16 protein-coding genes are annotated in these 13,273 nt (G+C 57.1%); 7 read left to right on the top strand and 9 right to left on the bottom strand.

The window, feature by feature from the left end:
* Positions 1-13: 13 nt before the first annotated feature.
* A complete protein-coding gene (locus tag M2416_RS14320) occupies positions 14-220 on the bottom strand; it encodes a DUF1107 domain-containing protein (protein ID WP_041143739.1) in 207 nt (68 codons plus the stop codon).
* Positions 221-538: 318 nt separating this feature from the next.
* Here M2416_RS14320 and M2416_RS14315 point away from each other — a divergent pair, with 318 nt between their 5' ends.
* Complete coding sequence (locus M2416_RS14315; protein ID WP_259225180.1) at positions 539-1,096, top strand: YtfJ family protein; 558 nt, start codon at positions 539-541, stop codon at positions 1,094-1,096.
* On the opposite strand, the gene cysQ is transcribed toward M2416_RS14315, so the two are convergent.
* Entirely contained in the window at positions 1,086-1,829 is a 744-nt protein-coding gene (cysQ, locus tag M2416_RS14310; protein ID WP_041143737.1) for a 3'(2'),5'-bisphosphate nucleotidase CysQ, read from the bottom strand. The genes M2416_RS14315 and cysQ overlap by 11 nt on opposite strands.
* A 191-nt stretch (positions 1,830-2,020) precedes the next feature.
* On the opposite strand from cysQ, the gene M2416_RS14305 reads away from it, so the two are divergent.
* Positions 2,021-3,964 carry a bifunctional 2',3'-cyclic-nucleotide 2'-phosphodiesterase/3'-nucleotidase gene (locus M2416_RS14305; protein ID WP_259225179.1) on the top strand — a complete coding sequence of 648 codons (1,944 nt, stop codon included), beginning with the start codon at positions 2,021-2,023 and terminating at the stop codon, positions 3,962-3,964.
* A gap of 8 nt (positions 3,965-3,972) precedes the next feature.
* On the opposite strand, the gene M2416_RS14300 is transcribed toward M2416_RS14305, so the two are convergent.
* The gene (locus tag M2416_RS14300) at positions 3,973-4,353 is read right to left on the bottom strand and encodes a winged helix-turn-helix transcriptional regulator (RefSeq protein WP_041143735.1); all 381 of its coding nucleotides are present in this window, start codon (positions 4,351-4,353) and stop codon (positions 3,973-3,975) included.
* An 89-nt stretch (positions 4,354-4,442) separates the two neighbouring features.
* Between M2416_RS14300 and M2416_RS14295 the strand changes: the two genes are divergently transcribed.
* The 4 genes from M2416_RS14295 to ytfE all read left to right on the top strand — a co-directional run bounded on the left by M2416_RS14295 (position 4,443) and on the right by ytfE (position 7,991).
* Positions 4,443-5,291 (top strand): SDR family oxidoreductase, encoded by an 849-nt coding sequence (locus M2416_RS14295; protein WP_259225175.1) that lies wholly within the window; start codon positions 4,443-4,445, stop codon positions 5,289-5,291.
* Positions 5,292-5,371: 80 nt separating this feature from the next.
* A complete protein-coding gene (locus tag M2416_RS14290) occupies positions 5,372-6,196 on the top strand; it encodes an AraC family transcriptional regulator (RefSeq protein WP_259225172.1) in 825 nt (274 codons plus the stop codon).
* Positions 6,197-6,271: 75 nt separating this feature from the next.
* A complete protein-coding gene (locus M2416_RS14285; protein WP_259225483.1) occupies positions 6,272-7,246 on the top strand; it encodes a DMT family transporter in 975 nt (324 codons plus the stop codon).
* 82 nt (positions 7,247-7,328) lie between these two features.
* The gene (gene ytfE, locus M2416_RS14280; protein ID WP_076947030.1) at positions 7,329-7,991 is read left to right on the top strand and encodes an iron-sulfur cluster repair protein YtfE; all 663 of its coding nucleotides are present in this window, start codon (positions 7,329-7,331) and stop codon (positions 7,989-7,991) included.
* A gap of 213 nt (positions 7,992-8,204) precedes the next feature.
* Here the strand turns inward: ytfE and cycA are convergent, their stop codons facing one another.
* Positions 8,205-9,608, bottom strand: coding sequence for a D-serine/D-alanine/glycine transporter (cycA, locus tag M2416_RS14275; protein WP_076947031.1), 1,404 nt, complete (start codon positions 9,606-9,608; stop codon positions 8,205-8,207).
* A gap of 306 nt (positions 9,609-9,914) precedes the next feature.
* Positions 9,915-10,535 (bottom strand): FKBP-type peptidyl-prolyl cis-trans isomerase, encoded by a 621-nt coding sequence (fklB, locus tag M2416_RS14270; protein ID WP_041143729.1) that lies wholly within the window; start codon positions 10,533-10,535, stop codon positions 9,915-9,917.
* A gap of 347 nt (positions 10,536-10,882) precedes the next feature.
* On the opposite strand from fklB, the gene M2416_RS14265 reads away from it, so the two are divergent.
* Positions 10,883-11,551: a LysM-like peptidoglycan-binding domain-containing protein gene (locus M2416_RS14265; protein ID WP_259225155.1), complete on the top strand. Its 669-nt coding sequence runs from the start codon at positions 10,883-10,885 to the stop codon at positions 11,549-11,551.
* Between the two features lie 86 nt (positions 11,552-11,637).
* On the opposite strand, the gene rplI is transcribed toward M2416_RS14265, so the two are convergent.
* Genes rplI through rpsF form a run of 4 tightly spaced genes read right to left on the bottom strand, consistent with a single transcriptional unit; the run spans position 11,638 to position 13,074 of the window.
* Positions 11,638-12,087, bottom strand: a complete 450-nt coding sequence (gene rplI / locus M2416_RS14260) for a 50S ribosomal protein L9 (RefSeq protein ID WP_041143727.1) — start codon at positions 12,085-12,087, stop codon at positions 11,638-11,640.
* 39 nt (positions 12,088-12,126) lie between these two features.
* Positions 12,127-12,354, bottom strand: a complete 228-nt coding sequence (gene rpsR, locus M2416_RS14255) for a 30S ribosomal protein S18 (protein ID WP_002210155.1) — start codon at positions 12,352-12,354, stop codon at positions 12,127-12,129.
* Between the two features lie 4 nt (positions 12,355-12,358).
* A complete protein-coding gene (gene priB / locus M2416_RS14250; RefSeq protein WP_041143726.1) occupies positions 12,359-12,673 on the bottom strand; it encodes a primosomal replication protein N in 315 nt (104 codons plus the stop codon).
* Positions 12,674-12,678: 5 nt separating this feature from the next.
* The gene (rpsF, locus tag M2416_RS14245; protein ID WP_004098001.1) at positions 12,679-13,074 is read right to left on the bottom strand and encodes a 30S ribosomal protein S6; all 396 of its coding nucleotides are present in this window, start codon (positions 13,072-13,074) and stop codon (positions 12,679-12,681) included.
* Positions 13,075-13,273 lie beyond the last annotated feature (199 nt).

Genomic DNA, 13,273 nt, shown 5'->3' with positions numbered 1-13,273 from the left:
ACCACTTTTCAGATTAAGCCATCTCTGTTTGCAGACGCAGAACCTGACGATTGACCTCGGACATCACAGAAAAATGCTGCTTGTCCTTTACCTTCGGGATAAGGATTTTGCCCTTATCAAACTCAAAAGCGCCAACATCCTTGATATATAACCGTCCACGGAACAGGATCTTCACGTACTTCGCCACTTGCAGCGGATTGTAGCGTTGGAAAATTTTCATTGTTGTCTCCTGCCAGGGTTACGCTCCTGTGGTGCCACACTTAGCCCACGAGTCCAGAACGCAAATTTTAATGCCCTGAAACTATAGTCCAGAACTTCTGTAATACCCAGCATGCATAAGTTTATTTACCTTTTGATGACACTAATTAAGAATTTTCTTTTCATACATACGTAGAAGTGAGTATAAGTCACCGATTTTATTCGAATATGTGCGTTAACACGCAATCTGGCACTCTGATTGCGTGTCATGCCGATAAATCGCACTTATGCTTAAGCCAGACCAAGTGGTCGGATCACCTGTACATAATAAGGAAACATCATGGCCCTACGTAAAATTCTGGCGGCGTCACTCCTTCTGCTTCCGCTGATCGCCTCGGCGCATAATTTTGTCGATGGTCAGCGCGTCGCGCCGGTTGGCATCGCCGACCGGGGAGAATTAATTCTGGATAATGATAAGTTTAGCTATAAAAACTGGAATAGCTCGCAGCTGGCAGGAAAAATTCGCGTACTGCAGCACATCGCCGGGCGCACCGCGGCAAAAGAGAAAAACGCCACGCTGATAGAGGCTATCAAGGCCGCGAAGCTGCCGCACGATCGCTATCAGACCACCACTATCGTCAATACCGATGACGCGATCCCGGGCTCAGGAGTGTTCGTGCGCAGCAGCATTGAGAGCAACAAGCAGCTCTACCCGTGGTCGCAGTTTATTGTCGACGGTAACGGTCTGGCGCGTAAGGCGTGGCAGCTGCAGGAGGAGAGCTCGGCCATCGTGGTGCTGGATAAGGACGGCCGCGTTCAGTGGGCTAAAGACGGTGCGCTAACCCAGGATGAAGTGCAGCAGGTTGTCGCCCTGCTGCACAAGCTGCTCAGTAAATAGATACCCGGAAGCCGGGGTTGAGGAAGGATTCACGCGGCGTGTAGTCGAGCGTTCTTCCCTGCCAGTCGTGAACGTGTGCCCCGGCGGCAACCGCGACCGCATGGCCGGCGGCGGTATCCCAGCTATTGGTCGGCCCGAAGCGCGGATAGAGCTGGGCCTGACCTTCCGCCACCAGGCAGAACTTCAGCGATGAGCCGATCGAAGTGGTTTGATGTTCACCGATCTGCTCCAGGTACTCCTCCAGCTCCGGATCGTTGCCGTGGGAGCGGCTGATGACCACCAGCGGAGGCCGCGCGTCGCGAACCTGAATTTGCTTACGCCTGCCGCACTCATCTTTCCAGGCCTTGCCGTTTTCCGCGCAGTACAGCACCTTCATCACCGGCGCATAGACCACGCCAAGCACCGGTTTACCCTTCTCAATCAAGGCGATATTGACCGTGAACTCGCCGTTGCGCTTGATAAACTCTTTGGTGCCGTCCAGCGGATCCACCAGCCAGTAGCGCTGCCAGTGCTGACGCACCTGCCACTCCTGGGGGTCTTCTTCAGACAGGATCGGGATATCGGGGGTCAGCGCCAGCAGGCCGCTCATAATGACTTTATGCGCAGCAATATCCGCCGCGGTGACCGGAGAATCATCCTTCTTGCTGGCGACGTCCATCGGCTGATTTCCATCGTAGACTTCCATAATGGCATCGCCGGCGATCCGTGCAAGCTGACATACTTGTTCTAACATTCTCCACCTCATCTGGTTGCAGTGGCGTTAACTCGTTGTTTTATTTATATCGCATCGCTGCGAGTTCCGCTATCTGTGATAGCGATGGCGGTTTCAATTGTCGTTTTTCTGGCATGATTCACAATTCTGTAAGCAACAGAATGTAAATACATTTTCTTCTGTGCCATTGCTCATAAAAAAGGACGCCTCTGATGATTAAGTTTAGCGCAACGCTCCTGGCCACGCTGGTCGCTGCCAGCGTAAACGCGGCGACGGTCGATTTGCGGATCATGGAAACCACCGATCTGCACGGTAATATGATGGATTTTGATTATTACAAAGACGCCGCTACGGAAAAATTTGGCCTCGTGCGCACCGCCACGCTGATTGAAAAATCCCGCCAGGAGGTGAAAAACAGCGTGCTGGTCGATAACGGCGACGTTATTCAGGGTAGTCCACTGGGCGATTATATGGCGGCAAAAGGTCTCAAAAGCGGCGATATTCACCCGGTTTATAAGGCCATGAACACGCTGGATTACGCCGTCGGCAACCTCGGCAACCACGAGTTTAACTACGGCCTCGATTTTCTGCACAAGGCCCTCTCCGGCGCGAAGTTCCCCTACGTCAACGCCAACATTATCGACGTAAAAACCGGCCAGCCGATGTTCACCCCGTATCTGATTCAGGATACCAAAGTCGAGGATAGCGACGGCAAAACGCAGACCCTGCGCATCGGCTATATCGGCTTCGTGCCGCCGCAAATCATGACCTGGGATAAAGCCAATCTCGCCGGCAAAGTGACCGTCAACGACATCACCGAAACCGCGCGCAAATTCGTTCCACAAATGCGCGAGAAAGGCGCGGACCTGGTGGTGGTTATCGCCCACTCGGGGCTCTCCGCCGATCCGTATCAGGCCATGGCGGAAAACTCGGTCTACTACCTCAGCCAGGTTCCGGGCGTTGATGCCATTATGTTCGGCCACGCGCACGCGGTATTCCCGGGGAAAGATTTCGCCAGCATCAAGGGCGCCGATATCAGCCAGGGCACGCTTAACGGCGTTCCGGCCGTGATGCCCGGCATGTGGGGCGATCATTTAGGCATCGTCGATCTGGCCCTCAGCCACAGCGACGGCAGGTGGCAGGTCACCCAGGCGAAGGCCGAAGCCCGGCCAATCTACGATCCGCTGGCGAAGAAGTCGCTGGCCGCGGAAGATGGCAACATGGTGACGGTGCTTAAAGCCGACCACGACGCGACGCGCGAATTTGTCAGCAAGCCTATCGGCCGCGCCTCCGACAATATGTACAGCTTCCTTGCGCTGGTGCAGGACGACCCGACCGTGCAGGTGGTCAATATGGCGCAGAAAGCCTACGTCGAGCACTTTATTCAGGGCGATCCTGACCTGGCGAAGCTGCCGGTGCTCTCCGCCGCCGCGCCGTTTAAGGTCGGCGGACGCAAGAACGATCCCGCCAGCTTCGTCGAAGTGGAGAAAGGCCAGCTCACCTTCCGCAACGCCGCCGATCTGTATCTCTATCCGAACACCCTGGTGGTGATGAAGGTGAGCGGCAAGGAGGTGAAAGAGTGGCTGGAGTGCTCTGCCGGACAGTTCAATCAGATAGACCCGAGCAGCAGCAGGCCGCAGTCATTAATCAACTGGGACGGTTTTCGCACCTATAACTTCGACGTGATTGACGGGGTCAATTACCAGATTGACGTCAGCCAACCGGCGCGCTACGACGGCGAGTGCCAGATGATTAACCCGCAGGCGCAGCGCGTTAAGGATCTGACCTTTAACGGCAAGGCCATCGACCCGGCGGCCACCTTCCTTGTCGCAACGAACAACTACCGCGCCTACGGCGGCAAGTTCGCCGGTACCGGCGATAGCCACATTGCTTTTGCTTCCCCGGATGAAAACCGTTCGGTGCTGGCGGCGTGGATTAGCGCTGAGTCGAAAAAGGCGGGGGCCATCCACCCGGCGGCGGATAACAACTGGCGCCTGGCGCCGATCCACGGCAAGGTGCCGCTGGACATCCGCTTTGAAACCGCGCCAACCGAAAAAGCGGCGGCATTTATTAAAGAGCAGGCGCAGTACCCGATGCGTCAGGTTGCTACCGACGATATCGGCTTTGCCATTTATCAGCTGGACCTGAGTAAGTAGCTCTCTGCTCAGGCAACGGTCTGCTCGTGGTTCGCCAGAACCGCGGGCAGATTCAGCTCAATCCAGTCGGCCAGCGCCGCCACCTTCTCGCTCACCTGCTCACCCAGCGGAGTCAGGCTATATTCAACGTGCGGCGGGACCACCGGATACGACACCCGGTCGATAAAGCCATCCTGCTCCAGCGCCTGCAGCGACTGGGCCAGCATCTTTTCACTCACCCCGCCCATCTTGCGACGCAGGTCGCTGAAGCGGTGGGTTCCCGCGCGCAGCGCCACGAGGATCAGCACGCCCCAGCGGCTGGTGACGTGCTTCAATACATCACGGGACGGGCACTGCTCGGCAAACAGATTGCCGTCGCGCAGCTGCTCACTCAGCGTCGGATTCGCCATTTCATACTTACCTTTTTGTACGTACTTACTAAAAGTTAGCTAAGGTGTTAGCTTACCACAACAGTCAATAAACACGAAGGAGAAGACCCATGATCGCAATTACCGGCGCCACCGGCCAGCTAGGCCATCACGTTCTGCAAGAGCTGTTAAAAACCGTTCCCGCCAGCCAGATTGTGGCGATTGTCCGTAACCCGGCGAAGGCCGAATCCCTCAGCCAGCAGGGCCTCGTCGTCCGTCAGGCGGATTATACCGACCAGGCGGCGTTCACCGCCGCGCTGCAGGGCGTGGATAAGCTGCTGCTGATCTCATCCAGCGAAGTGGGCCAGCGTGCGTCCCAGCATCGCAACGTCATCCAGGCGGCCAGGGCCACCGGGGTCAAATTTATCGCCTACACCAGCCTGCTGCACGCGGATCAATCTCCGCTTGGCCTGCACGTTGAGCACGTGGAAACCGAGAAGATGCTGGCCGAATCCGGTATCGACTATACCCTTCTGCGCAACGGCTGGTACACCGAAAACTATCTCGCCAGCGCACCGCCGGCTCTGGAACACGGCGTCTTTATCGGCGCTGCCGGCGACGGTAAAATTGCCTCAGCGACCCGTGCCGACTATGCCGCCGCTGCCGCCCGCGTCATCGCCGAAGAGGGCCACGCCGGGAAGGTTTACGAGCTGGCGGGCGACGAGGCCTGGACCCTCAGCGAGCTGGCCGCCGAGCTGAGCAAGCAGAGCGGTAAGAACGTAGCTTATCAGAACCTTAGCGAAGCCGACTTCGCCGCGGCGCTGAAGAGCGTGGGCCTGCCGGCAGGGCTGGCGGATATGCTGGCGGACTCCGATGTCGCCGCCTCTCAGGGCGGCCTGTTTGACGATAGCCATACCCTGAGCAGCCTGATTGGCCGTCCGACCACCTCCCTGGCGGAGAGCGTCAAAGGCATTCTGTAACTGTTGCAAACTGGTTAATTTTTGTAGCATCCCCGCAGGTCATCTCCGATAATCAGGGATGGCCTACGGGGAGAAAGCAGATGCAGGGTGTACCGGAACAGTTCAGCGATGAGAGAGACAGCGCGCGCTTTCGCCATCTGGCGCAGGTGCCGGGCGTGGAGCTGTACCATGCCCATATCTCCCGCTACGCCTTCGAACCGCATACCCACGAAGCCTTCGGCATTGGCGCGATTGAGCTGGGCGCCGAGCGCTTCCGCTATCGCGGCAGCCAGTACGTCGCCGCGGTAAACTCCATCGTCACCATGAATCCCGACGAGCTGCACACCGGCGAAGCGGAAACCGCCGACGGCTGGCGCTATCGAATGGTCTACCTCGATCCCGCGCTGCTGGAAGAGGTAACCGGCACGCGCCACTGGTGGTTCAGCGAAGTCGTGCGCCAGGACCCAAAGCGCTCGCGACAGCTCTGCCATCTCATATACGGCCTGTGGCACACCGACGATCCGCTGGCCCAGCAGGGCCTGCTGCTCAACCTTATCGACACCTTTCGCCCGTTTGCCCATCACGCGCCGCTACTGACGGAAGCGGCCCATCGCTTCGAGCGCGTGCGCGAATATCTGCACGATAACTATATGCGCGCGGTCACCCTTGATGAGCTGGCGCAGGTTGCCGCCCTCAGCCCGTGGCACTTTCAGCGCCAGTTTAAAGCCCATTTCCACGTCACGCCCCATCAAATGCTGATGGCTATTCGCCTGTGGCGCGCCAAGGCCTTCCTGACGCACGGGATGCCCGCCGCCGAGGTTGCCGCCGCCGCCGGCCTTACCGACCAGTCGCATCTCACCCGCGCCTTTACCCGCCGCTACGGGATTACCCCGGTGCGCTATCAAAAGCAGGTCATCCGGCGCTAATGCGCAATCTCATACAATATTCCCGCGCCGGCCTCCCCTACACTTTGGCCAACGATAACGATGATGGATGGCAAGATGATTAGCGGCGTGCTGTATGCCCTGCTGGCAGGGTTGATGTGGGGACTGATTTTTGTCGGCCCTCAGGTGGTGCCGGAGTACCCGGCGGTATTGCAGTCAATGGGGCGCTATCTGGCGCTGGGGCTCATCGCCCTGCCGCTGGCGTGGCTCGGCCGCGTGAGGCTGCGCCAGCTTTCGGCACAGGACTGGTGGGTTGCCTGCGGGCTGACCATGATGGGCAACCTTATCTATTATGTTTGCCTCGCCAGCGCCATCCAGCGTACCGGCGCCCCGGTCGCCACCATGATTATCGGCACCCTGCCAGTGGTGCTGCCGGTGTTTGCTAACCTGCTCTACAGCCAGCGCGACGGCAAGCTGCCGTGGCGGCGCTTGTTCCCGGCGCTGGCGTGCATTGCGCTCGGCCTGGCGTGCGTGAATATCGCCGAACTGCACCAGGGCATGGAGGCGTTTAGCTTCTGGCGCTACGGCTCCGGGATCGCGCTGGCGCTGATCTCCGTTGCCTGCTGGGCGTGGTACGCGCTGCGCAACGCCCGCTGGCTACGTGAAAATCCGGATAAGCATCCGATGATGTGGGCAACGGCACAGGCGCTGGTGACGCTGCCGCTGTCGCTGGTGGGCTACGTCGTCGCCTGCTGGTGGCTGCACGGCCAGCAGGTCAGCTTCCCCCTTCCCTTTGGCCCGCGTCCGCTGGTTTTCGTGACGCTGATGCTGGCCATCGCCGTGCTCTGCTCGTGGGTCGGGGCGTTATGCTGGAACATCGCCAGCCAGAAGCTGCCGACGGTGATCCTCGGGCCGCTTATCGTCTTCGAAACGCTTGCCGGCCTGCTGTATACCTTCCTGCTGCGCCAAAGCCTGCCGCCGCTGCTGACGCTCAGCGGTATCCTGCTGCTGGTATTAGGCGTTATCTCCGCCGTGCGCGCCCGACCGGAAAAACCGCGGCTGGTGGCGCAGGTCAGCGCGAATAAAAAATAGCCTGGTATCCGAAAGGGGTATTCACTTGTCGATAAGATGCATTTAAAATACATCTTATATTCTTGATGACGAGGTAATTGCTATGGCTTTCCGTGACCAACCTTTAGGCGAGCTGGCGCTGACGATCCCGCGCGCCTCCGCGCTGTTCCGTAAATACGACATGGACTACTGCTGCGGCGGGAAACAAACGCTGGATCGCGCAGCATCGCGTAAAGAGCTGGACGTTGCGGTCATCGAAGCGGAGCTGATGAAGCTTGCGCAAGAGCCGGCAGAGCGCGACTGGCGCGTCGCGCCCTACGCCGAGATCATCGACCACATTATCGTGCGCTATCATGACCGCCATCGCGAGCAGCTGCCGGAGCTTATTCTGCAGGCCACCAAAGTTGAGCGCGTGCATGCCGATAAGCCCAACGTGCCGAACGGCTTAACCAGGTACCTGACGATGCTCCACCAGGAGCTCTCCAGCCACATGATGAAAGAGGAGCAGATCCTGTTCCCGATGATTAAGCAGGGCATGGGGACCCAGGCCGCTGGCCCCATCAGCGTGATGGAAAGCGAGCACGACGAAGCGGGCGAGCTGCTGGAAGTGATCAAGCACATCACCCATAACGTGACGCCGCCGCCGGAAGCCTGCACCACCTGGAAAGCGATGTACAACGGCATCAATGAGCTGATCGACGATCTGATGGAGCACATCAGCCTGGAAAATAACGTCCTGTTCCCGCGCGCCCTTGCCGGAAACTAAATAAAAAAAGGCGCCCGCGGGCGCCCTCGATACTGTCAGTCTTATTGGCCACTCCGGGTGGCCTTTTTTTATGGCGGGCGTCCTGCCCGCCCCCCTACGGGCCGTTGCAAGCAACGTTAAAAATCGCTCCCGGCGATTTTTTATGGCGGGCGTCCTGCCCGCCCCCCTACGGGCCGTTGCAGGCAACGTTAAAAATCGCTCCCGGCGATTTTTTTATTTCGCCAGACGTTTCTTACCGGCAAAGAACCAGCCCACCGCCAGCAGCACAAACCACAGCGGCGTGACGATCAGCGCCTGGCGCGTGTCGGTTTCTAGCGTCAGCAGCACCACCACGAAGACGAAGAACGCCATACAAACCCAGCACATCAGCTTGCCCAGCGGCATCTTATATTTCGACTGCTCGTGCAGCTGCGGGCGCTTTTTGCGATAGACCAGATACGAGCACAGGATAATGGTCCAGACGAACATAAACAGGATCGCCGAAACCGTGGTGATCATGGTGAACGCGGAAATCACGCTCGGATTCACCATCAGCATCACCACGCCGCCCAGCAGGCACATGCAGGAGAAGGTCAGGCCTTTCGCCGGCACCGCACGTTTCGACAGTTTGGCGAACATCGACGGCGCCTGGCCATCCTGCGCCAGGCCAAACAGCATACGGCTGGTGGAGAATACGCCGCTGTTGGCCGAAGAGGCCGCGGAGGTCAGCACCACGAAGTTAATCAGGCTGGCCGCAGCCGGCAGGCCCACCAGCACAAAGAGTTCGACGAACGGGCTCTTGGTCGGAACCACCGAGCTCCACGGCGTCACCGACATAATCACGATCAGCGCGAAGACGTAGAACATAATGATGCGCAGCGGGATAGAGTTAATCGCGCGCGGCAGGGATTTCTCCGGATCTTTGGTTTCCGCAGCGGTGGTGCCCACCAGCTCAATCCCAACGAAGGCGAAGACCGCAATCTGGAAGCCGGCAAAGAATCCGCTGATCCCTTTCGGGAACCAGCCGCCGTCATTCCACAGATGAGCAAAAGAGGCTTCTACGCCGGTCGGCGATTTGAAATGCATCATCACCATCACCAGGCCGACGACAATCAGCGCCACGATAGCGACGATCTTGACCATCGCAAACCAGAACTCCATTTCCCCGAACATTTTCACGGTGGCAAGGTTCAGGCTCAGCAGCAGCAGGATAACCGCCAGCGAGGCCACCCAGTCGGAGAGGCCCGGGAACCAGAACTGGGCGTAGGCGGTAATCGCCACGACGTCCGCCATCCCGGTCACCACCCAGCAGAACCAGTAGGTCCAGCCGGTAAAGTAGCCGGCCCACGGCCCCAGAAGATCGGCGGCGAAATCGCTGAACGATTTATATTCCAGATTCGACAGCAGCAGTTCGCCCATCGCACGCATGACGAAAAACAGCATGAAGCCAATGATCATATAAACAAAAATGATGGATGGCCCGGCGAGACTGATGGTTTTACCGGACCCCATAAATAAGCCGGTACCGATAGCACCGCCGATGGCAATAAGCTGAATATGCCGGTTTGTGAGATTTCGCCGCAGCGTTTGTTCCGTCGGAGCCTGCTCTTCAGCAGCGACTTTAACCTGATCTACCATGTGATATTTTCCTGTTGTACCTGTCTGTGTTGTTCAGGCTCTACTGGCCCGTCATTGGTCATCACCCCTGAAAAAGGGCTTATCGATATTAGGTAAGAATCGGAAGGATGAATACTATGATTTAGATATAATGTTAATTTTATGTTTAAAGTGAGTGTTATATCACTCCGGTCACGCGAAACAGCTCACAAAACTACGCCAAAAAATCATTTAAGCAATATTAAACTCTAACTAAATTCAAACTTAAGCGTTTTACGCTATTTTTATTTGCTTCCCCGCCCCTTGGGGAGAGGAAGCCACTACTGCTTAGATAATATCCAGCAGCTCTACTTCAAAAATCAGGGTGCTGAACGGAGGAATCGATGCGCCCGCGCCGCGCTCGCCGTAGGCCAGGTTGTGCGGAATGGTCAGCTCCCATTTTGAGCCAACCGGCATCAGGGTCAGCGCTTCAATCCAGCCGCCGATCACGCCGGTTACCGGGAATTCAGCCGGCTCGCCGCGCGCAACGGAGCTGTCAAAAACGGTACCGTCGATAAGCTTACCGGTGTAGTGCACGCGAACGTGGTCGGTACGCGCCGGGATAGCGCCTTCGCCCTGGGTCAGGACGCGGAACTGCAGGCCGGATTCGGTGCTGTTCACGCCTTCGCGCTCGCGGTTTTCATCGAGGTATTTCTGGCCATCTGCCGCCAGCTCCTGGAAACGTTCGCGGCGTACCGCATCGGCACGTTCGTGAATTTCACGCAGCGCGCGGTGAACGGCTTCTACCGGCACCTGCGGCTGATTGCCTTCCAGCGCATCAGCAATACCGGCTACCAGCGCCTCAGGCAGCAGCCCCTGCAGGCCAGATTCGCTCAGCTGTTGTCCAACCTGCAAGCCGATACCGTAACTTGCCTGCGCTTCGATAGTGTCAAAAGTCGGGGTTGCCATCTTTGTTCCTTTTTTGGGGGGAAAATTCATACTCTATAAACTTCGGCCTGCGGGAAGGCGGCAGGCTCCTGAGCCTTAGCGGTATCAATAACGCCATAAGCGAAGCGAGCGGCACTGCCAGCGCACCGGCAACCCGAAAGACGACGAGTATAAAGTGGTGGGCAGCATATCAGCCACAGCACGATGGGTAAAACTTTGTCGCTGGATGATGACAAATCTGAGGGAAACAGAAACAATAGGCAATATCAGGCTAACCTCACGAAACATATCTTTGTCTCGTCCATCAGGAAGTTAGCCATCTATACTCTACGGAGCAGCATAAAAATATGCGGAGCAGGAGGAAAGCCATGCCCGGGCGCTTTGAAATGACACCTACCCTGGCGAAGATCTGGCACGCCCCGGATCATATTCGCATTATGGATCCGCTGCCGCCAATGCACCGTCGGGGCATTATCGCCGGAGCCCTGCTGGTGGTTATCGGCATACTGCTCCCCTCCGAGGACAGCAGCACGTCCGCCCAGGTCAGCCGCGACGCCAGCCTCGATATGCAGTCGCAGTCCCAGCCGCAATCGTCATCGCAGGCGATGCCGCTGCCGCCGATTACCTCAACGCCCACGGTAAGCGACGCCGATCAGATGGCGCCGGTGGCGCCAGAGCCGGTTCAGGACGAGCAGCCGGCCGAGCAGCAGAATCAGACCTACTCTCCGCCTCAGCAGCAACAGCAACAGCAGCAATCTGCCCCGGGCATCGAGCAGCAGTGGCGCACCTATCGCATCGAATCAGGGAAAACCCTGGCCCAGCTGTTCCGCGACCATAATCTGCCGCCAACCGACGTGTACGCGATGGCCCAGGTCGAAGGTTCGGGAAAACCGCTCAGCTCGCTGCAAACCGGGCAAACGGTACAGATTAGGCAGAATGCAAATGGGGTGGTAACCGGCCTGACTATCGATATCGGCGGTGGGCAGCAGGTGCTGTTTACCCGTCAGGCAAACGGCAGCTTTATTCGTGCGCGATAGTCTATCGCGAATAAATTAGCGTGGGGGAAGGCAGAAAAGCAAAACGCCGGCACAAGGCCGGCGTCTCGACGCGAGCAGAGTAAAAATTACTCAGCTACAACGTTAACAACCAGTTTCGCGAAGACTTCGCTGTGAACCTGGAAGTCCACTTCGTGCTCACCGGTGGTGCGCAGAACGCCGTTCGGCAGACGAACTTCGCTCTTAGCGACGGCAACGCCAGCTGCAGTTACAGCGTCAGCGATGTCGCGGGTACCGATGGAACCGAACAGTTTACCTTCGTCGCCTGATTTAGACGCGATGGTAACGTTGCCCAGTGCATTGATTGCTTCAGCACGTGCGTTAGCAGCTGCCAGAACGTCAGCCAGTTTGGCTTCCAGTTCAGCGCGACGCGCTTCGAAGAATTCAACGTTTTTCTTGGTAGCTGGAACAGCTTTACCCTGTGGAACCAGGAAGTTACGAGCGTAGCCCGCTTTAACATTAACCTGATCACCCAGGCTGCCCAGGTTTGCTACTTTATCAAGCAGAATAACTTGCATTACCTTATCCTCTTAAAGTCGTTAATAGACAGCGGCCGATTACTGATGACGATCGGTATATGGCAGCAGGGACAGGTAGCGAGCGCGCTTGATGCAGCGAGCCAGCTGACGCTGGTATTTTGCGCGAGTACCGGTAATACGGCTCGGGACAATTTTACCGCTTTCGGTAATGTAGTTTTTCAGCGTAGCGATGTCTTTGTAATCAATCTCTACAACGCCTTCCGCGGTGAAACGGCAGAACTTGCGACGACGGAAATAACGTGCCATTTGGCTAGTCTCCAGAATCTATCAATTCAATCTGCTCGGCATGCAGAACCATTTTGCTCAGGCCGTTCTTTGCCTTGTGGCAAGAAATGAACCCCCGAACGATTACTGCACTACCGACCGTTATACTGTGAGTAATGGCCTGGTTTTGGTGTCCGCTAATGATAACGGGCATTTGACACCATGCCTGCCGGTGAAAACCGGCTTCCTCCTGCACTGAACGATGCTCAAGCACGAACTGGCAGTGTGGAATTCCTGACGGGCTGACCTTACGAATTGGCGTCCTGCAGATAATGCCGGACAGCTCCAGACGGTTGGTCATCAGGATTACTCTTCAGAATCCCCAGCTTCGGAATCATCTGCGGTTTCGTTTGCGAAATCTTCGCGACGCTCACGGCGCTCGTCTTTCGCTTTAACCATCGGAGATGCTTCGGTAACAGCGTGCTTAGTACGCATTACCATGCTGCGGATAACGGCGTCGTTGAAGCGGAAGTTTGTTTCCAGCTCATCGATCGCTTCCTGCGGGGCTTCAACGTTCAGCAGAACGTAGTGAGCTTTGTGCAGTTTGTTGATCGGGTAAGCCAGCTGACGGCGGCCCCAGTCTTCCAGACGGTGGATCGTACCTTCTGCTGCAGTGATTGCACCAGTGTAACGTTCGATCATACCCGGAACCTGTTCGCTCTGGTCAGGATGGACCATAAAAACGATTTCGTAATGACGCATCGAATTGCTCCTTACGGATTATTCAGCCTCCTGTCTGGGTCAGCCGCGGCCCATGGAGGCAAGGAACGTGGTTAAAGGGCGGCTGAAAAATTGACGCGTCATTCTAATTGCGAACCACCATAAACTCAAGCTGATTGCGCAAATAATTCGCACTAACGGCAAAGCCGCGCTAAGTCAGTGATTTAAAATTAATCAACGG

Source organism: Klebsiella sp. BIGb0132 (genome assembly GCF_024810075.1).
Classification (GTDB): Bacteria; Pseudomonadota; Gammaproteobacteria; order Enterobacterales; family Enterobacteriaceae; genus Klebsiella; species Klebsiella terrigena.
This window is presented reverse-complemented; position numbering and strand designations above follow the sequence as displayed.